Source organism: Flavobacterium sp. 140616W15, assembly GCF_003668995.1.
Taxonomy (GTDB): Bacteria; Bacteroidota; Bacteroidia; order Flavobacteriales; family Flavobacteriaceae; genus Flavobacterium.
Genome location: NZ_CP033068.1, coordinates 710,137 through 729,360, shown reverse-complemented (window position 1 = coordinate 729,360; position 19,224 = coordinate 710,137). Strand labels below are relative to the sequence as shown.

The window sequence follows — 19,224 nt, the reverse complement described above, 5'->3', positions numbered from 1 at the left end:
TAAAAAGCTGTACTGTTTTAAAATAAATGGAATGAAAAAAACTTTACTCTTACTATTATTTATTGTTATTACTTCGTGTTATCAGGAAACTTCTATAGCCTTAGAAGGTGATTTTACGACTTCGTATGTAAATGAGGATGAATCAATTCCTGTTATTATCAAAATAGACAATAAAGTCACTGGAGCAGATACGTATGAATGGACATTTGAAGGAGGCAATCCAAGTAGTTCATCTTTAAAAAATCCTGGAGAGATATTGTATGATAAACAAGGAACGTTTACCATAAAACTCAAAGCATCAAATGTAGATGGAGAGCATAAAGAATTTAGTAAAACCGTTGTTATAAAAGACGGAATCAACATTCAGTTTACCCATGAAATTACTAAGAGTAATTATTCTCCGGTTGAAGTTGTTCTAAAGAATACTACCCCTGGGGAAGGATTAACTTTTCAGTGGGACTTTCAAGACGGAATCCCTACAAGTTTTACAGGAAAAACACCTCCAAATGCTGTATTTACAACTCCTGGTGAACACACAATAACGCTAACAGTTTCTAATGGTTTTGAATCACAAAAACAAACTAAAACAATCACTGTGGCTCCCTATTTAGTGAGTTTGTTCACCTACGAACCAAAATTTGATGATGATGATTACCAGGCTCCAGTTACAATACATTTTGCTAATAAATCTACTAGTGCGACAAACTACAAATGGACTTTTGCAGGCGGAAATCCAGCGACATCAACAGAAGAAAATCCTACGGTTGTCTTCGCAAGTGCAGGTAGTCATGAAGTTACATTAGAAGCTATTAATGATAAGGCAAGTCATATTTTTAAATCCACTATTACAGTTTTGCCTAATACGAATCTGCGTATTTTGACCAATGTTAAATTGGGAATTAATTCAGCTCATAATAACAATACTATTGGAGCAATGTTTTCAACAATAACCAGACAGGTATACAAGGCAAATGAAATCAACGATCAAAATAGCAATTTAATTGATATTGTTTTTCAGGGCTTGAACAACAATTTTACCTACAACAGATTTATATCGCCGGATCAAGTGAACAATTATGGTTTTTTAACACTCCAAAATGCACAAAGCACCATTTTTATAAACTCCCAAAATTTGTGTAATTGTGGTTTAAATTTCACCGAAACCCAATTTGACGCGATGGTAAATGATACCCCGATAAAATCTTTAAATATAAATTATAACGCAGCTGGCGAACAGCAATTTGGCTTTACTTATCCAAAAATCATTCTGTTTAAAACACAAGACGGACGAAAAGGAGCCATCAAAATTAAAGATATGGTAAAGAACGGAACTGGTTCTTATATTTTATGCGATATCAAAGTACAAAAACAATAACCAATAAATGAAGAGAGAGAATAAAAATATCTTGTTTTGGTTATGTATCGTTTTTGCCTGTTGTATTTGCAGCAAAGGATATACCCAAGATGTGGATTTAGAGAGTTTTTATAAGCCCAATTTTAATGTTACAGGTACTATTAATGCCAATATGATGTATTATAATTCTAATATGCCAAATACACGTGAGCCTTTTACTTATCTGCTTTCAGGGAGTTTAAATATTAGTGCTTTTAATTTTAATGTTCCATTATTTTATAGTATTACCAATCAAGGAAATAATTTAGGTTATACAGCCCCGTTTGATTTTAATCGATTAAGTATTATGCCCAAATACAAATGGGTAAAAGCCTATATCGGTAATGTAAGTATGACCTTTTCTCCTTATACCTTAAGTGGTTTTCCGTTTAAAGGAGTTGGTTTGGAACTTACTCCAAGAAGCCCTTTTAAAGTCACTTTAATGGGAGGACAATTACTTAAAGCCGTTTCTGAAGAAAATGCAATGGGAGGAATTCCAGTGTATCAGCGTTTTGGTTACGGAGCAAAAATAGGTTTTGAGCAACCACAATATAAAATTGGCTGGATTGGTTTTTATGCCAAAGACAATGTTAATTCTCTAAACATGATGAGTGATAAGGGAGTGACACCAAAAGAAAACTTTGTAAATAGTTTGACCTTTAGTACCTCTTTATTAAAAAATTTAAACTTTAATGTTGAGTATGCTTTGTCTGTTTTAACGGATGATACTCGAAGTAAAAATCTTTCAGGTGGAAGTTTTAGGGACAAGTTGTTTTCTGCCAAAGAAAGTACAAGTTATATGAACGCCTTTAATGTTAATTTTGATTATAACATCCAAAAGAGTGTCATAGGATTAACGTACGAGCGTATTGATCCTAACTATAATACATTGGGCGCGCTATATTTTAATAATGATTTAGAAAACATTGCTTTACGTTTTTTACGTCCTTTTTATCAGGATAAAATTACAGTTTCTACCAGTTTAGGATTTCAAAGAGATGATCTAGCAAAAGCTAAAAAACAGGATACTAAGCGGGTTGTAGCTTCCATTAATATGAATTACACAGTAACAGATCAACTTACTATTTCGGGTAGTTATTCGAATTTCTCTACTTACACAAATAAAAAATTAGATCAGTTTGAGCTTATAAATAATCCAAATGTAGTACAGTCTGATACTTTAGATTATAGACAATTATCCCAAAATGCTAATGTAAATATGTCCTATGCTTTTGGGGAAAAGAGAAATCAAAATTTCAATTTCAATTATAGTATTGCTGGTCAGGCAAATGAACAGGGAGGTATTATAAGAAAAGGACAAGCCAGTACTGTGCAGAATTATAATTTGTCCCATTCCGTAAATTTTATCGGAACTAAAGTAGCATTAAACAGCTCTCTTAATTACACCAATAATGAGGTAGGTCAAAATAGTAATTCTTCGATTGGAGGTTCCGTTGGAGCCTCTAAGAAGTTGTTCAAAGATAAGCTAAATACAAATTTTGGAGTGCTTTACAATAATTCTCAGTCAAATATGAATTCGAGTTCTGTATTTGGAGTTAAGTTTAACAATAGTTATATGTTACTCGAAAAACACAACTTGAATATGAGTATTATTTCAATGTTCAGGAGTAGTTCTAATGCGAAGAAATTTAATGATTTAACTGCTACATTAAATTATTCTTATTCACTGGATAAAATAAAACTACCAGCCAAAAAAGAGCCTAAAGAAGAAGTCAAAATTGTTTCAGATCCTATTTTAGAAATAAAGCACAAAGACAAGACTTATAAAGGAACTAGAAATGAAATCATAAAACAGTTAGAAGAACTTCAACTTGCATTACGACCGATTCCAAAGGAAGATTCGGATGAACTGCAACATTTGTTAACACTTACGACTCTAACTCCAGAAGATGGAAGTTTTAAAGAAAAAGCGTTGATTTATCTGAAAAAGTATGATTTAAATAATGACATCTTAGACCAATACAACAAATATATTCTTGAAACGGTACAGAGTTTAGATCAAGAAATGATTCGCAAAGACGCAGGGTTTGAAAATGATTATGTTATGGCATTAGGAAGAGTTAATAAACATAAGATGCATGGGGTCAGTGAACAAGATGCAACCGATAAAATTAGCTATAAATCTTATTTAAAATTAGTCGAAAGAAAAAATAAAAAGCTACAACCTTTATTAATTCATCGATGGATGCTTAGTGAGATTTCAATACTTGCCAATACTTCTGCAGATGATATTCATAAAAACGAAAATCTTTCCAGTTTTAATAAACAAGAATTAAATCACTTCTTTAAAATGATGAAAGAGAATAAAACAGATCCAGAAATAATAGAAGAGTTAAAAATAAAACTAATTCCGTTTTACCATGATTTAGCAACGAAAAAGGTTAAAGACGATGAGGTTGATTTTAAACATCTAAAGAATAATTAAGAATCAGAAGAGTATGCCTCTTTTTAATATAAGCCAAAGGGATACAGATTGTTTCAAAAAGAAGTTTGGCTACAATATTAAAGAAGTTACTATGCTTTATTTTACAAAAAAACAGGATTATTTACTTATGAAAAAGTTTTACAGAATACATTTATCGGTATTATTTATCATCCTTTCGGTTGTTTTTTCTTATGGGCAGAATGCTACACCACCAAAAGAATTAGGAGCAGCTTCGAGCGCTATCGAAAAGATTGAAGCCTCTGAGCGTTGGGTAGATAAATTTTCAAATCAGGATTTGGTAGAATTACCAATAGGGATTCGTAATACCGTAAATAATGTTCAATATTCTATTGGAATTACAAAAGCTGTTTTTTTACCAGAGTATACCACTTTGACAGTTTTTTGTAGAGTAGATATTCCACAAAAGGGACCAGACGGGCAACCAATGCAATTATTTTTTGGTGCTGATAATGTAAAATTATCGCATCAAGGAGGTATAATTGGGGAGGCCAAATTAGTATTATTAGGTAATGTTGATATTCCGTTTAGTGATAATAAATGGCAGGTTTCATTATATGGTGGTTTTGATATGGCAACTGGAAGTGTTGAGGATTTGACCTATGTAACAATTGATTGTGATGGTTTTAAAGAAATGAAAATTTCTGGAGCCGTGGAGTTTTCAAGGAATTTGATACTACCAATTGATCCAATAACAAAAAAAGTTGATGAAGCAAAAACGACGATTCCTAAAACCTATTATAACGGGAAAACAGTTCAGATACCAAACAGAGTTAGAGGTGATTTTAGCTTTATGGCAAGTAGCTGGAATGATATTTTGGTCAATGTAAGTTTAGAGCCTTTTACACTAAAAGACAAAAGAAACGGAAAAGATTTTGATGGTAATTTTGAGTTTTGGGTAAGTAATGCGGTATTAGACTTAAGCGATTTAAAAAATGATGCCACAGTTGTATTTCCAGAATATTATGCGAAAAATGCACTTTTAGTACCAAGTCCAGAAGCTTGGAAAGGAGTTTTTATTCAGGCTTTTGAGGTCGGTTTGCCTAAAGAATTTCAGACTACAGATACGGCATCAAGTAAAGAGAGGCTTCGTGTAGGTGCTCAAAATCTTATTATTGATAAATATGGAGTATCTGGAACTTTTTATGCTGATAATGTGTTCCCACTGGATCGAGGCATTACCAGTCAGGAAAAATCATGGGCTTATTCCTTAGATCATATTGATGTAACTATTGCAGCAAATACTTTTGTAAAAGCAAATTTAAGCGGTCAGATTCTTTTACCAATAACTAAAGCACCAACAGAAAAAAAAGAAACTTCAGCTCCCGCAACACCAAGTACTGGAACAACTCCTGCTAAACCAGTACAAACCAATAGAGCTGGCTTGGCATATAATGGGTTTATATCCATGAATGAACAGCAGCTGATTGTGGTTACAAAAGATTCAATAGCTTTTGATATTTGGAAAGCAAAAGCGTTACTGCTGCCTAATAGTTCAGTTGAACTAAAATTAGTTAATGGACGGTTTTTACCCAAGGCAAATTTAAACGGAACAGTTTCTTTTGGTACCAATAAAGGAGCGACAGATGATAAAGACGTAGAGGGAAAACCTACGGTTGATTTTAAAGGAATTTCTTTTGAAAATCTACAATTGCAGACCGTCTCCCCTATTATTTCTGTTCGAAATATGGGCTATAAAGGTACAGTTGCCTTTGGTAATTTTCCTGTTTCCATTGGTAATATAAATGTTGCCATTAACGGAAATGATTCCCGAATTGATTTTGATTTAGGAATTAATTTGATGGATGCCGTTGGTGCAGGTGCCACAGCCCGAATCGGAATACTAGGAAAAATGTATGATGATGGTTATAGGCAACGAAGCCGATATGCCGGTCTTGATTTATCAGCCATAAATATTGATTGTGAATTTAGTTCATTAAAAATAAAAGGGAATCTTATCTTAATGGAAAAAGACCCCGTCTATGGAGATGGTTTTAATGCTGATTTAGAAGTGGATGTGGCAAAAATTGTCAACGTAAAGGCTAAAGCTATTTTTGGACGTAGTACTTTCAGGTATTGGTATTTTGACGCCGCAGTAAAATTCCCTCCAGCTGAAGGTTCCCCGTTTATGATTACTGGTTTTGGTGGAGGTGCCTATTATAAAATGCATAGAAATCAAGATATAGCCATTGGAGATTTCTCCCCATCAGGATTGAGTTATACCCCAGATGAAAAAGTAAATTTAGGAATTAAAGCTTTAATTTATTTTAGTATTGGTTCACAAAGTATCTGTGATGGTGAAGCTGGATTTGAAATGGCTTTTAACTCAAAAGGTGGAGTCAATAGATTAGCCATTTTTGGGAAAGCTAATGTTCTGGCTACTATACCAGGACTCAAAGATGTTACTGACTTAATGGAAAAAGTAGCTTCTGATGTTACTTCAAAGAAAAGTTTTTTAGGCATAACTGAAAATGATCTTAAAGGTTCTTTCGCTAGTAAATATATTCCAGAGGCAAAAGCAGCAATTCCAGGAGATTTATCAGCTGCAGTAGGTATAAAAATGGCAGCAGCAATAGAATTTGATTTTCAAAATAATTCGATGCATGCCACAACAGATGTATATATTAATACACCAGGGAATTTTCTTTCAGGAACGGGACCAGGTGGAAGAGCTGTTTGGGGAGTTTTTCATAAAGACTCTAAAGATTGGTATATGTACATGGGAACTCCAGATGACAGATGTGGTATAAAGATTGGAGTTGCTGGTTTATACCTTAAAACAACCAGTTATTTTATGGCAGGTACATTATTGCCAGCAAGCCCACCCCCACCCCCTGTTGTAGCTCAGATTCTGGGTGTCGATGCCAAACAATTAGATTATATGCGTGACGAAAATGCATTGGCAAATGGAGGGGGTATGGCCTTTGGTGCGAGTTTAGATTTTGACACGGGAGATTTAAGTTTCTTACTTTTTTATGCCCGTTTCCAAGCAGGAATGGGATTTGATATCATGCTAAAAGATTATCAAGAAGCAAGATGTTCTAATACAGGAAAAACTGTAGGTATAAATGGTTGGTATGCTAACGGACAATCGTATGCTTACTTGCAAGGAGAATTGGGAATTAGAATCAAATTATCATTCTTGAGATTAAAGATTCCAATTGTTTCAGGAGGGGCTGCGGTTTTATTACAGGCAAAATTACCAAATCCAGTTTGGATGAGAGGGTATGTAGGTGGAAATATGAATGTTTTAGGAGGATTAATTAAAGGTAAATTCCGCTTTAAATTAGAAATAGGGGAAGAATGTAAGTTTGAGAATGGATCTCCGCTAGGTGGACTTAAACTGATAACAGATGTGACTCCAAAACAAAGTTCTACCGATGTAGATGTTTTTGCTGTACCTCAAGCCGCTTTTTCAATGAAGGTAAATGAAGCTTTTGTGATTCCGGAAGATGAAGGTGATGTTACCTATAAGGTGATACTAGAAAAATTTAAGGTCCTTGATGGTACAAAAGAAATTCAGGGAATCTTAGAATGGGGGTCTTCTAAAGACAAAGCTAATTTTGTTTCTACAGATATTTTACCCCCGAACAAGGAATTAAAAGTTCAGGTAGAGGTTAGTTTTCAAAAGATGATAAATGGTGTATTTCAGCCTATAAAAATAGACGGAAAAGTGGCAACAGAATATGAAGAGAGACTATTTACAACCGGAGGAGCTCCCGATCATATTCCACTTACCAATATAAAATATTCCTATCCTATTGTAGATCAGAAATATTTCCTTGAAGAAGAATATCCAAAAGGATACATTCAGCTTAAACGTGGTCAGGATTATTTGTTTGAAGATGGGAAATGGGAAACTAGTATAAAAGTAAATGAAGATGGAGTTTCTAATGCAAAAGCTACGACTTTTAATTATAATACTAGTTCTAATGAAGTCTATTATGATCTTCCTAATATTAATCAGGACAAGAAATATAACTTTTCGATAGTGAGTAATTTAAAACAAACTCCGTCTAGAAATTCAGTAACTACGACAAAAACAAATACTATTAGTGATGCAGGTAATGACATACAAGTAAGAGAAAACCAAGCTGATGCATTATCTAAAACAGAGGGAAGTATTGATCGTTTATCTTACTCATTTACGACAAGTAAATACAAAACTTTTACTTCTAAAATGAATGCGATAAACACTCAAAATTATAATTTTGGAGTATTGTATTCAGATGTTATTTATTTAACCAACACAATTTCAAGTCAGGAAGCATTTGATATGGTTGAATTGCAAGGAGTAACATATAGCGATAATAAGCCTATTATAACAGCCCAATCTAAACTAAATGATGCGTATTATACAACAGATATCTTTCCATATCTCTATAAAGATTATCCTTTAAATGGTAAATATGCCATAAGTGACAGAGATACTAGTGAATTAGGAGTGATTCCTGCAAAAGCGATACCGCTCAATGCTTATTATATGACTAGTATTGAGAATAATGTAAACCAATCCTGGACAAAAGGCAATTTCCCATTTAAGTATAATATGCCATTGCTTTACAAACAGGATTGGGTTGATTTAAACAATCAGATTGCTAATGATTATGTAAACGGCTTAGTGAGTAGTACATCCGTTGCAAACCGTTTTCTAAATAGTAATTTCTTGTTTATGCGCTATGGTAATTATGAAATAGTAATGAAATACAATTTGCCAGGAGATAAGAAATCGACAGAGTTTACGTATAAGTATAAAAACAATAATAATTTTAGATAATGACACAATTTAGATAAGTTTAATATTAGAAATGATGTTTTAATTTCAAAAATTTAAAGAATAAAAAAGCTACACCTCAAAAAGATGTAGCTTTTATAATTTATCCAAACCACTTTTATTTATTTTCGAAAATATATTGACCCCATAAAGCCCTCTTACTGATTTATCTGCAAAAATCATTCCTATCTACGCTTGTTTCTGCTTAATATTCCTTTTTTATATTTCAAAAGAACTTTTAGCACCTTTAATTAATCTATCACTGTAATAAATTAAAAACAACTATTCTAATACATCGTTATAAAAACAAAAAAACTCCAGAGATATCTGGAGTTTTTAATATATAAGTGTATTTTATCTACTTTACAAATTCAATTTTTTGAACTTCTTCTTCATTGACACTGTCAAAGAAACCTTGTTCATTCATCCAATCATCGCTAAACACTTTACTCATGTAACGTGACCCATGATCAGGAAATATTGCTATTATATTGCTGTCTTTAGTAAACTCACCTTCCTCTGCATATTGTTTAATCGCTTGCATTACTGCTCCAGATGTATACCCTACAAATAAGCCCTCTTTTCTTGTAATTTCTCTAGCAGCATGAGCACTTTCTTCATCAGTTACTTTTATAAACTTATCGATGATGTCAAAATCTGTGGCTGATGGAATTAGATTTTTCCCTAAACCTTCTATACGGTATGGATAAATCTCTTTACTATCAAATTCTCTTGTCTCGTGGTATTTTTTTAATACCGATCCAAAAGCATCAACTCCTAGAATTCTGACATTAGGATTTTGCTCTTTCAAGAATTTTGCAGTCCCTGAAATTGTTCCTCCAGTTCCACTACAAGCAATAAGATGCGTTATCTGACCTTTTGTTTGTTCCCAAATTTCTGGTCCAGTAGTGTTATAATGTGCATCAACATTTAATTGATTAAAATATTGATTAATATAAACCGAACCTTTGGTTTCTTCATGCAATCTTTTGGCAACATTATAATAAGAGCGTTCATCATCTGCAGAAACGTGTGCTGGGCAAACATATACTTTGGCTCCTAGACTACGCAGCATGTCAATTTTATCTTTGGATGATTTTGAACTAACAGCTAGAATGCAATTATAACCTTTTATAATGCTAACCATTGCTAAGCTAAAACCTGTATTACCGGAAGTAGTTTCAATAATTGTATCCCCTGGAGATAAAATCCCTCTCTTTTCGGCCTCTTCAATAATATATAATGCAATTCTATCTTTTGAGGAATGTCCTGGATTAAAAGCTTCTACCTTTGCATAGAAATTACCTTCTAACCCTTCTGTGATTTTATTTAGTTTAATAAGCGGTGTATTGCCTATTAATTCTAAAACGTTGTTGTAAGCAGTTATTTCTTCTTTCATAAAAAAATAGTTAATCGAGGGTATTTTTAAATTAACCTCGACAGGATGCAAATTTAACAAAAAAAATCTAATTACATTTTAATTTTCTCTAAATCTAATAAAAAACTAAACTCTTTAGCTAGTTCCTTTAGGGCTTCAAAACGCCCGGAAGCTCCGCCATGCCCCGCATCCATGTTTGTATTTAGGAATAATAAATTATTATTAGTTTTTTTATTTCTTAATTTAGCCACCCACTTGGCTGGCTCCCAATATTGCACCTGAGAATCATGTAACCCAGTAGAAATGTACATATTAGGGTATTTTTGAGCACTTACGTTGTCATATGGCGAATAAGACAACATATAGTCATAAAATTTCTTTGTATTCGGATTTCCCCACTCATCATACTCTCCTGTAGTTAACGGAATACTACTATCTAACATTGTGGTCATAACATCTACAAAAGGTACTTGAGCTATTACTCCATTATATAATTCTGGAGCCCAATTTACAATAACTCCCATTAAAAGCCCTCCCGCAGAGCCTCCTTCGGCATATAAATGTTCAGGAGAAGTGTATTTTTCTTCAATTACATATTTAGAACAATCTATAAAATCTGTAAAAGTATTCTTCTTTTTTAATAATTTACCATCTTCATACCATTGTCTTCCTAGATCTTCTCCTCCACGAATATGTGCTATTGCAAAAATAAAACCTCTATCTAGTAATGATAATCGGGTAGATGAGAAATAAGTATCCATTGTAATTCCATAAGAACCATATGCATAAAGCAATAATGGATTCTTACCATTTTTCTCTAATCCTTTACGATAAACCATCGAAATAGGCACTTTTACACCATCTGTAGCAGTAGCCCAAATACGTTCTTCGATATAATTGTCTTTATCAAATTCACCTCCCAAAACTTGTTGTTCCTTTAGGATTACTTTAGTTTTCGTTTTCATATTAAAATCGATAACCGAAGATGGCGTTGCTAAAGATTGATAACTATAACGTAAAATATCTGTATCAAAATCAACATTAGTAGTGGTAAAAGCGCTGTATGTTTCGCTTCCAAAAGGCAAATAATAATCTGGTTCGTCATTCCAAGGCATGATTCGGATGTGGTTTAAACCATTCGAACGCTCCTCAACAACCAAATAATTCTTAAAAATCTCAATGTCTTCTAATAAAACATCTTCTCTATGCGGAATAAGATCTTTCCAGTTTTTCTTCCCAGTAGCATTTTCAGGCGTTTTCATCAACTTAAAGTTAGTCGCCTTATCTTTATTGGTCAGAATGTAAAAATGATCTTCAAAATGCGAAATACTGTATTCTAAACCACGAACACGAGGTTGAAAAACAACAAACTCACCATCCGGATCATCCGAGTTTAATGTTCTATACTCAGTAGTTAAAGTACTCCCTGAACTTATTACAATATATTTTCGTGATTTTTCTTTACCAACAGAAACATTAAAAGTATCGTCTGTTTCTTCAAAGATTAAAACATCATTAGCTGAGTCAGTATTTAATTTGTGTTTAAAAACTTTATCAGAACGCAAGGTAACCTCATCTTGCTTGGTGTAAAAAATAGTTTTATTATCATTTGCCCAAACTGAGCCTCCTGTTGTGTTTTCGATTTTATCTGAAAGAACCTCACCTGTTTCCAAGTTTTTAATCTGAATTGTATAGATTCTTCTTCCAACTACATCTTGTGCAAAAGATACAAATTTATTATCTGGACTTATGCTCAAGCCTCCTAATTTAAAATAGTTATGCCCTACTGATAATTCATTGCAATTGAATAAAATTTCTTCGTCGGCAGTTAAACTTTCTTTTTTTCGGGAATAAATTGGGTAATCTTTGCCCGTTTCAAAACGAGTAATATAGAAATATCCATTATAAAAATAAGGAACCGATTCATCATCTTCCTTAATTCTAGCTTTCATTTCCTCGTACAATGCTTTCTGCAAATCTTTAGTATGCTCTGTCATACTTTCGTAGTAAGCATTTTCTTGATTTAGATAGTCAATGACTTCAGGGTTTTCTCTATCATTCAGCCAAAAATAATTATCAATTCTAACTTCTTTATGTTTTTTTAATGACTTAGGAATTTCTTTAGCTATTGGAGCAGCAATTTTATTTGGCATTTTCTGAATTTTAATTTTAAAATGAATGTACAAAAATAACATAAACGAACACGCAACTAAATTCTTTTTTATGTAAATTAACACTTGATTTTAAAATTGAATTAGTAATTTCGTTCCATAATTTAAAACAACCGAAAAATGGATTTAATGGGAATGATGGGAAAACTTAAAGAAACCCAACAAAAAATAGAGGATACAAAGAAACGATTAGACACGGTTTTAATAGATGAACAAAGCGCTGACGGATTATTAAAAGTTACTTTGACAGCTAACCGAAAAATAAAATCAATAACAATTGCCGATTCCTTACTTGAAGATAAAGAACAATTAGAAGATTATTTAATTGTAACATTAAATAAAGCTATAGAAAAAGCTACAGATGTTAACCAAACAGAGCTTGATGCTGTTGCAAAAATGGATATGCCAATGATTCCTGGAATGGACAATCTGTTTAAATAAGATCCAAAAGTCAAAGAAAAAAACAAAGGTTCAAAAGTTTTACGACATCGTAAACTTTGAACCTTTTTTATTTAAATAAGATTTTTAAAATTTTATGCTATTTTAAAATAGATAATCTTTTAAATAATATAGAATTCAAAGCCTCAAATATTTCACACTAATTAGTAGGCTTTCAACCTCTGAACGTTTGTTTCTCTACACCTTTTCTAAACCTCTGAATCTTTTTTATAATTTCTGTAAGGTTTCTAAAACATAAGTATGCATTACTTGTCTATAATCAAGATGAGTCACAATTCTGAGTTTACCGTGTCCCATTGAACTTATCGAAATATTTTTCTGCTTTAATTTTTCTATCAAAAGTTGCTCGCTAAAATTGGGTTGCAAAGAAAAAATCAAAATATTAGTTTCTACAGGCTCTATCGAAGCTACCCAATGTTTTGTGCTTAAAACAGCAGCGATTTCTTTAGCTCTACGATGATCCTCAGCTAATCTTTCTAAATTATTTTCTAGTGCAAATATTGCAGCAGCAGCCAAATAACCAACTTGACGCATTCCGCCACCTAACATTTTTCGGATTCGCAGTGCTCTTTTAATATCCGCTTTAGTTCCTAATAACATCGAACCAATAGGTGCACCCAATCCTTTAGAGAAACAAACAGAAATAGTATCGAATATTTGTCCAAATTCTTTAGGATCTTGTCTTTTAGCAACTAAAGCATTCCAAATTCGGGCTCCGTCTAAGTGAAATTTCAAATTATTCGCATCACAAACTTTCTTTATTTTCTTTAAATCTTCAAGTTCATAACATGCTCCTCCTCCTTTATTAGTAGTATTCTCAACACATACTAAACTTGTAAGTGGGCTATGGTAAAATTCAGGATCATTAATTGCTCCTGCAACCTGCTCAGCGGTTATCATGCCACGGTTTCCGTCTAGCAAACAGCAAGAAACACCGCTATTAAACGAAACTCCTCCTCCTTCATAATGAAAAACGTGTGCATATTTATCAGCAATTAATTGCTCTCCTGGTTGTGTATGTAATTTTATTGCAGTTTGATTTGCCATGGTTCCTGATGGAAAAAATAACCCAGCTTCCATACCAAACATTGTTGCTACTCCAGCTTCAAGTTCAATAACCGTCGGGTCTTGCTTGTAAACATCATCTCCTACTTTTGCATTGAACATGTATTGCAACATTTCAATACTAGGTTTGGTGATTGTATCACTAATTAAATTTATTTCCATATTCTAAAAACTATATCTTATTTTTGTCCAACAAAATTACGTATTTCGTGTTTTCTAATTCAATGAAGTTATATAAATTTTAACCCATTACAAAACTGTTAAGCACTAAAACGAGTTATTTATAAAAATCTTATTAAAACTACTAATAATTTATGACAACTACCGAACAAATAAAAGGTATTGTAGAGCGCCTTGGTGCGTTGAGGAGGTATCTTTGACGTTGATGCCAAATTAATTGAAATCGCTAACGAAGAAGAAAAGACTTTTGCTCCCGATTTCTGGAACAATGCAAAAGAAGCCGAAGCCATTGTAAAGAATCTGAGAAATAAGAAAAAATGGATCGAAGATTACAACAAAGCTATCGAACTTACTGATGAGCTACAAATTGCCTACGATTTCTATAAAGAAGGAGCTATTTCTGCTGAAGAGTTAGATGAGCACTATAAAGCTGTAGAATCGCATATTGAAAACATTGAGTTCAAAAATATGCTTTCAGATGAAGGAGATAGTTTAAGTGCCGTAGTTCAAATTACTGCTGGCGCTGGCGGAACTGAGAGTTGCGATTGGGCAGGAATGCTTATGCGTATGTATATGATGTGGGGTGAAAACTATGGATACAAAATAAAAGAGCTTAACTTTCAGGCTGGCGAGGTTGCAGGTATAAAAACTGTTACGCTTGAGTTTGAAGGAGATTACTCATTTGGTTATTTAAAGGGAGAAAACGGAGTACATCGCTTAGTTAGAATCTCCCCTTTTGATAGCAATGCCAAACGTCATACCTCTTTTGCATCCGTTTATGTTTATCCGCTTGTGGATGATAGTATTGAAATTGATATTAATCCTGCTGATATTGAAATTACAACTTCGCGCTCTAGTGGTGCAGGAGGACAAAATGTTAATAAAGTAGAAACAAAAGTGCAATTGGTACACAAACCAACTGGAATTCAAATTCAATGTTCCGAAACAAGGTCGCAGCAAGACAATAGACAGCGGGCTATGCAAATGTTACGATCTCAATTATATGAAATCGAATTAAAAAAACAACAAGCGCAACGTGCCGATATAGAAGCAGGGAAAATGAAAATCGAATGGGGATCACAGATTCGAAATTATGTGATGCAACCCTATAAATTAGTCAAAGATGTTCGTACTGGTTATGAAACTAGCGATGTCGATGGAGTAATGAACGGTGAAATCGACCCTTTCCTAAAAGCATTTTTAATGATGATGGGACAAAAAGAAGAATAATCTTAATTATTAAACCCAGCTGGTGCTGGGTTTTTTATTATTCTAAAGTGGTCCAATTAAAGAAACACCTACTCCTATCGTTGTTTGCAAATGATTATAATCAATCAAAGTTTCTCCATAACCATGCGTTGCTAAAAGAAATCCTTTTAGATTTCCAGCAATTGGATACGACCATGAAAGTGCTGCATTCCCCCTGTTATTATTAAAACTTAAATTATTACTTCCTGTAAATGTAAATATGCTTTTATTTTTAGTGTAAATTATATTTATATCTCCACGTCCTATATATTGAGCAATATCTGGATTATCATCTTTTGTTGCGCGAAGTCTTAGCCACGGTCTTACATAGACACTCCAATTATCACGATCAAATCCTAGATGAAAAATAATTCTATTCCAACTTCTAGAAAAAGGCAACCCTTTTCCATTTGATTCATGATTGAATGCAACACCAGCCATTCGCATATTAAAGCCTAAAAATTTAAAATTAAGAGGGTAATTAAAGATAACTTCTGGCTCATAGTTGATTTCTCTGAATGGCCTTGATAAACTTTCATTGTAAATCTGCCATTGCGACTTCTGTGTATAGGCAACCCATAAATCTCCTTTCCCAAAAAGAGCATTGTGAAAAATTTTTGTTTTAAAACTAAGCTGAAACTTTGTTTCAAGATTATTATAGTTGGTTCCTGGAGGCGTAACATACTCTGGCTTACCGTTCCCTGAATAAGGCTGTTCATTTGGTGAACTATACCAATTAAGAGGTAAGACATAAATAGGTTTATATGGGGTTATCAAAAATGTTCCATTTGATGATTCTGGAGTTAATTCCCACCTTTCAGATATTGTATGAAGCTTAGTGGGCTTACTAAACAAATCTTTTACTTGAGAATAAGTAAACACAGAATTAAATAATAGGAAAAGAAGTATTTTATTATTCAAAAATAATTTCATAAACTTTTTGTTGTTTTTTGTGATAAAAATACGCCATAAAGAATGAATTCAGGTTATATATTTACATTAAAATATTATATCTCACACAACCTCATCAACTTACTAATCTACGTATATCTCTAAATAATTTAATAAAAAACACTTATTAACAGCAAATTAAAAACTATCAACAATTTAATAGATTTAATAACGTTTTTATAATAATCAGATTGTTATTTTATCTTTTTATTAAAATCCATCAAAATATAATTAGGTAATTAAATACTAATTGATTTTATTTGGCAAAAAATACCGCAAAACCCTAAAACTAATTCATAATAAATGAAATCCTATTCTATCCAAGAGATTAACGAAGTAATTAATGGTGTTATTTATGGTGATACTTCACAAAATATTACTGCTACAGAACAATTAGACAAAGCCACCAATACCGAAATTTCGTTCATTGGAAACAAAAAATATGAAAAACATTGGCAAGATTCCAAAGCTAGTGTAGCTATTGTTAATGAAGATATTTCGATAGAACCAGGAGAAAATCGAGCTTTTATAAAAGTAAAGAATGCCGATTTAGCAATGTCGCAAATATTAGCACTTTTTGCACCACCTACACCTATCTTCCATAACAACATACACGTTAGAGCAGTTGTAGATGAATCTGCAATTATTGGTGAAGGTGTTCGAATTGGAGCTGGATGTTATATTGGCCCTAAAGTTAAATTAGCCGATAATGTAACTATCTATCCAAACGTAACTATCCTTGATGAATGCACTATTGGTAAAAACACCACTATTTGGCCAGGAGCAGTAATCCGCGAGCGTTGTCATATTGGTAACGATTGTATCATTCATCCTAATGCAACTATTGGAGCGGATGGTTTTGGATTTCGCCCATGCAATGAAAAAGGATTGGTTAAAATTCCACAAATCGGAAATGTAATTATAGGAAACGGGGTTGAAATTGGAGCAAATTCATGTGTTGATCGTGGAAAATTCAGTTCAACTATTCTTGGTGATGGATGTAAAATTGACAATTTAGTTCAGATAGGCCACAATAGTAAACTAGGTAAATTTTGTATCATGGCTGGAAATAGCGGTTTAGCTGGTTCTGTAACGCTAGGTAACGGAGTTATCATTGGCGGAAGCGCTTCTATTAAAGACCATACAACTATAGGAGATGGTGCTATTGTAGGTGCAGGATCAGGAGTTACTGGTGATATTCCTGCTGGTAAAACAATGCTAGGATATCCAGCCGTAGAAGCTCGTGATGCTTTAAAACAGTGGGCAATCTTAAAACGATTAGTTTGCGATTCTAAAAAATAAAAAAATATTTCAATAGATATTTAAAACAGAAGTTCGCTTCTGTTTTTTTTTATTTCTATTTGTAAACAAACACTTTACGACTTACATCATTAAAGTAATTGTATCATATCAATTTATTTCGATCGATTTCGTAAATTAGCACACACTATTTTATAAAAACACTATTTTATTATGGATTTAAACTTCAATAAAAACGAAGATCACAATAAACTCTTACTTTCTGAACTAAAACAAAAATTTGCTAAAGTAAAATTAGGCGGTGGCGAAAAACGCATAGAAAAACTTCATTCAGAAGGTAAAATGACAGCAAGAGAGCGAATTGATTATTTGCTTGATGAAAATTCAAAATATATAGAAATTGGTGGTTTTGTTGGAGACGGAATGTATGCAGAGCATGGCGGATGTCCATCTGGCGGTGTTGTTGTAAAAATAGGATATGTAAGAGGAAAACAATGTGTTGTTGTTGCCAATGACGCCACTGTAAAAGCAGGTGCTTGGTTTCCTATTACTGCTAAAAAAAATCTACGCGCTCAAGAAATAGCAATGGAAAACAGATTACCTATAATTTATCTTGTAGATAGTGCTGGAGTTTATTTGCCATTACAAGATGAGATTTTTCCAGACAAAGAACATTTTGGGCGTATTTTTAGAAATAATGCTCAAATGAGTAGCATGGGAATTACCCAAATAGCTGCTGTAATGGGTAGCTGTGTAGCTGGCGGTGCCTATTTACCTATTATGAGCGATGAAGCTCTAATTGTAGATAAAACAGGGAGTATTTTTCTTGCTGGAAGCTATTTAGTAAAAGCTGCTATCGGAGAAACAATAGATAACGAAACTTTAGGTGGTGCAACTACTCATTGCGAAATTTCGGGTGTTACCGACTATAAAGCTAAAGATGATAAAGATGCATTAGACAAAATAAAAAATATTGTAGATAAAATTGGTGATTACGACAAAGCTGGATACAGCCGTATTAAAGCCCAAAAACCCGCCTTAGATCCAACAGAAATTTATGGCATTCTACCAAAAGCACGAAATGAGCAATACGATATGATGGAAATCATTAAGCGTATGGTTGATAATTCTGAATTTGAAGCCTATAAAGACGGTTATGGACAATCATTAATAACAGGTTATGCTAGAATTGATGGCTGGGCAGTAGGAATTATAGCCAATCAAAGAAAAGTAGTGAAAACTGCCAAAGGCGAAATGCAATTTGGAGGAGTTATTTACTCTGATAGTGCCGATAAAGCAACTCGTTTTATTGCTAATTGCAATCAGAAAAAAATACCACTAGTATTTGTACAAGATGTTACAGGTTTTATGGTAGGTTCTAAATCCGAACATGGCGGAATCATAAAAGACGGTGCAAAAATGGTAAATGCAGTAAGTAATTCAGTAGTACCAAAATTTACCGTTATCGTTGGAAATTCATACGGGGCAGGAAATTATGCCATGTGTGGTAAGGCCTACGATCCTAGATTAATCTTTGCTTGGCCTAGTGCAGAACTCGCTGTTATGGGAGGAACACAAGCGGCGAAAGTATTGGCTCAAATAGAAGCATCTTCTTTAAAATCAAAAGGAGAAATTGTAGATGAGGCAAAAGAGGCCGAATTATTTGCAAAAATTAAAGCTCGTTATGATGAACAAGTTTCCCCATACTATGCAGCTTCTCGATTATGGACTGATGCTATCATAGACCCGTTAGACACTCGTAAATGGATTTCTATGGGAATAGAAGCGGCTAACCACGCTCCTATTACAAAACCATTTAATCTTGGGGTTATTCAAGTATAATTTTTAAAGTAAATAAAATTACAGAAGGCATTTTTTACA

Annotated in this window: 11 protein-coding genes; 7 read left to right on the top strand and 4 right to left on the bottom strand. The window is 33.2% G+C overall.

Annotated elements, in window-relative coordinates; all coding sequences use genetic code 11:
• Window positions 1-31: 31 nt before the first annotated feature.
• The 3 genes from EAG11_RS03210 (at window position 32) to EAG11_RS03200 (ending at window position 8,634) form a co-directional block, all read left to right on the top strand.
• On the top strand, window positions 32-1,375 hold the full coding sequence (locus tag EAG11_RS03210) for a PKD domain-containing protein (protein ID WP_129537875.1): 1,344 nt from the start codon (window positions 32-34) through the stop codon (window positions 1,373-1,375).
• Between the two features lie 7 nt (window positions 1,376-1,382).
• Window positions 1,383-3,839: a hypothetical protein gene (locus EAG11_RS03205; RefSeq protein WP_207209618.1), complete on the top strand. Its 2,457-nt coding sequence runs from the start codon at window positions 1,383-1,385 to the stop codon at window positions 3,837-3,839.
• 127 nt (window positions 3,840-3,966) lie between these two features.
• Window positions 3,967-8,634: a hypothetical protein gene (locus EAG11_RS03200; RefSeq protein ID WP_129537874.1), complete on the top strand. Its 4,668-nt coding sequence runs from the start codon at window positions 3,967-3,969 to the stop codon at window positions 8,632-8,634.
• 355 nt (window positions 8,635-8,989) lie between these two features.
• Here EAG11_RS03200 and EAG11_RS03195 read toward each other — a convergent pair whose 3' ends face one another.
• Window positions 8,990-10,030 carry a PLP-dependent cysteine synthase family protein gene (locus EAG11_RS03195; RefSeq protein WP_129537873.1) on the bottom strand — a complete coding sequence of 347 codons (1,041 nt, stop codon included), beginning with the start codon at window positions 10,028-10,030 and terminating at the stop codon, window positions 8,990-8,992.
• 71 nt (window positions 10,031-10,101) lie between these two features.
• The gene (locus EAG11_RS03190) at window positions 10,102-12,162 is read right to left on the bottom strand and encodes a S9 family peptidase (protein WP_129537872.1); all 2,061 of its coding nucleotides are present in this window, start codon (window positions 12,160-12,162) and stop codon (window positions 10,102-10,104) included.
• Between the two features lie 138 nt (window positions 12,163-12,300).
• On the opposite strand from EAG11_RS03190, the gene EAG11_RS03185 reads away from it, so the two are divergent.
• Window positions 12,301-12,621 (top strand): YbaB/EbfC family nucleoid-associated protein, encoded by a 321-nt coding sequence (locus EAG11_RS03185; protein WP_129537871.1) that lies wholly within the window; start codon window positions 12,301-12,303, stop codon window positions 12,619-12,621.
• Between the two features lie 225 nt (window positions 12,622-12,846).
• Here EAG11_RS03185 and EAG11_RS03180 read toward each other — a convergent pair whose 3' ends face one another.
• Complete coding sequence (locus EAG11_RS03180; protein WP_129537870.1) at window positions 12,847-13,866, bottom strand: low specificity L-threonine aldolase; 1,020 nt, start codon at window positions 13,864-13,866, stop codon at window positions 12,847-12,849.
• 152 nt (window positions 13,867-14,018) lie between these two features.
• Between EAG11_RS03180 and prfB the strand changes: the two genes are divergently transcribed.
• Window positions 14,019-15,114, top strand: a protein-coding gene (prfB, locus tag EAG11_RS03175; RefSeq protein WP_129537869.1) for a peptide chain release factor 2 whose coding sequence is annotated in 2 segments (ribosomal slippage) — window positions 14,019-14,081 and window positions 14,083-15,114 — 1,095 coding nt in all. Because the reading frame shifts where the segments join, the coding sequence is not laid out codon by codon here.
• A gap of 42 nt (window positions 15,115-15,156) precedes the next feature.
• Here prfB and EAG11_RS03170 read toward each other — a convergent pair.
• Window positions 15,157-16,065, bottom strand: coding sequence for a phospholipase A (locus EAG11_RS03170; protein WP_129537868.1), 909 nt, complete (start codon window positions 16,063-16,065; stop codon window positions 15,157-15,159).
• Window positions 16,066-16,386: 321 nt separating this feature from the next.
• Between EAG11_RS03170 and lpxD the strand changes: the two genes are divergently transcribed.
• Together lpxD and EAG11_RS03160 are read left to right on the top strand one after the other, a co-directional pair.
• On the top strand, window positions 16,387-17,385 hold the full coding sequence (gene lpxD, locus EAG11_RS03165) for a UDP-3-O-(3-hydroxymyristoyl)glucosamine N-acyltransferase (protein ID WP_129537867.1): 999 nt from the start codon (window positions 16,387-16,389) through the stop codon (window positions 17,383-17,385).
• A 171-nt stretch (window positions 17,386-17,556) separates the two neighbouring features.
• Window positions 17,557-19,185 (top strand): acyl-CoA carboxylase subunit beta, encoded by a 1,629-nt coding sequence (locus EAG11_RS03160; RefSeq protein ID WP_129537866.1) that lies wholly within the window; start codon window positions 17,557-17,559, stop codon window positions 19,183-19,185.
• Window positions 19,186-19,224: the final 39 nt, after the last annotated feature.

What these genes read in the sequence shown, in the direction of transcription:
- EAG11_RS03210 (WP_129537875.1), top strand. Translation starts at nt 32, where the DNA reads ATGAAAAAAACTTTACTCTTACTATTATTTATTGTTATTACTTCGTGT.
- EAG11_RS03205 (WP_207209618.1), top strand. Translation starts at nt 1,383, where the DNA reads ATGAAGAGAGAGAATAAAAATATCTTGTTTTGGTTATGTATCGTTTTT.
- EAG11_RS03200 (WP_129537874.1), top strand. Translation starts at nt 3,967, where the DNA reads ATGAAAAAGTTTTACAGAATACATTTATCGGTATTATTTATCATCCTT.
- EAG11_RS03195 (WP_129537873.1), bottom strand. Translation starts at nt 10,030, where the DNA reads ATGAAAGAAGAAATAACTGCTTACAACAACGTTTTAGAATTAATAGGC.
- EAG11_RS03190 (WP_129537872.1), bottom strand. Translation starts at nt 12,162, where the DNA reads ATGCCAAATAAAATTGCTGCTCCAATAGCTAAAGAAATTCCTAAGTCA.
- EAG11_RS03185 (WP_129537871.1), top strand. Translation starts at nt 12,301, where the DNA reads ATGGATTTAATGGGAATGATGGGAAAACTTAAAGAAACCCAACAAAAA.
- EAG11_RS03180 (WP_129537870.1), bottom strand. Translation starts at nt 13,866, where the DNA reads ATGGAAATAAATTTAATTAGTGATACAATCACCAAACCTAGTATTGAA.
- EAG11_RS03170 (WP_129537868.1), bottom strand. Translation starts at nt 16,065, where the DNA reads ATGAAATTATTTTTGAATAATAAAATACTTCTTTTCCTATTATTTAAT.
- lpxD (WP_129537867.1), top strand. Translation starts at nt 16,387, where the DNA reads ATGAAATCCTATTCTATCCAAGAGATTAACGAAGTAATTAATGGTGTT.
- EAG11_RS03160 (WP_129537866.1), top strand. Translation starts at nt 17,557, where the DNA reads ATGGATTTAAACTTCAATAAAAACGAAGATCACAATAAACTCTTACTT.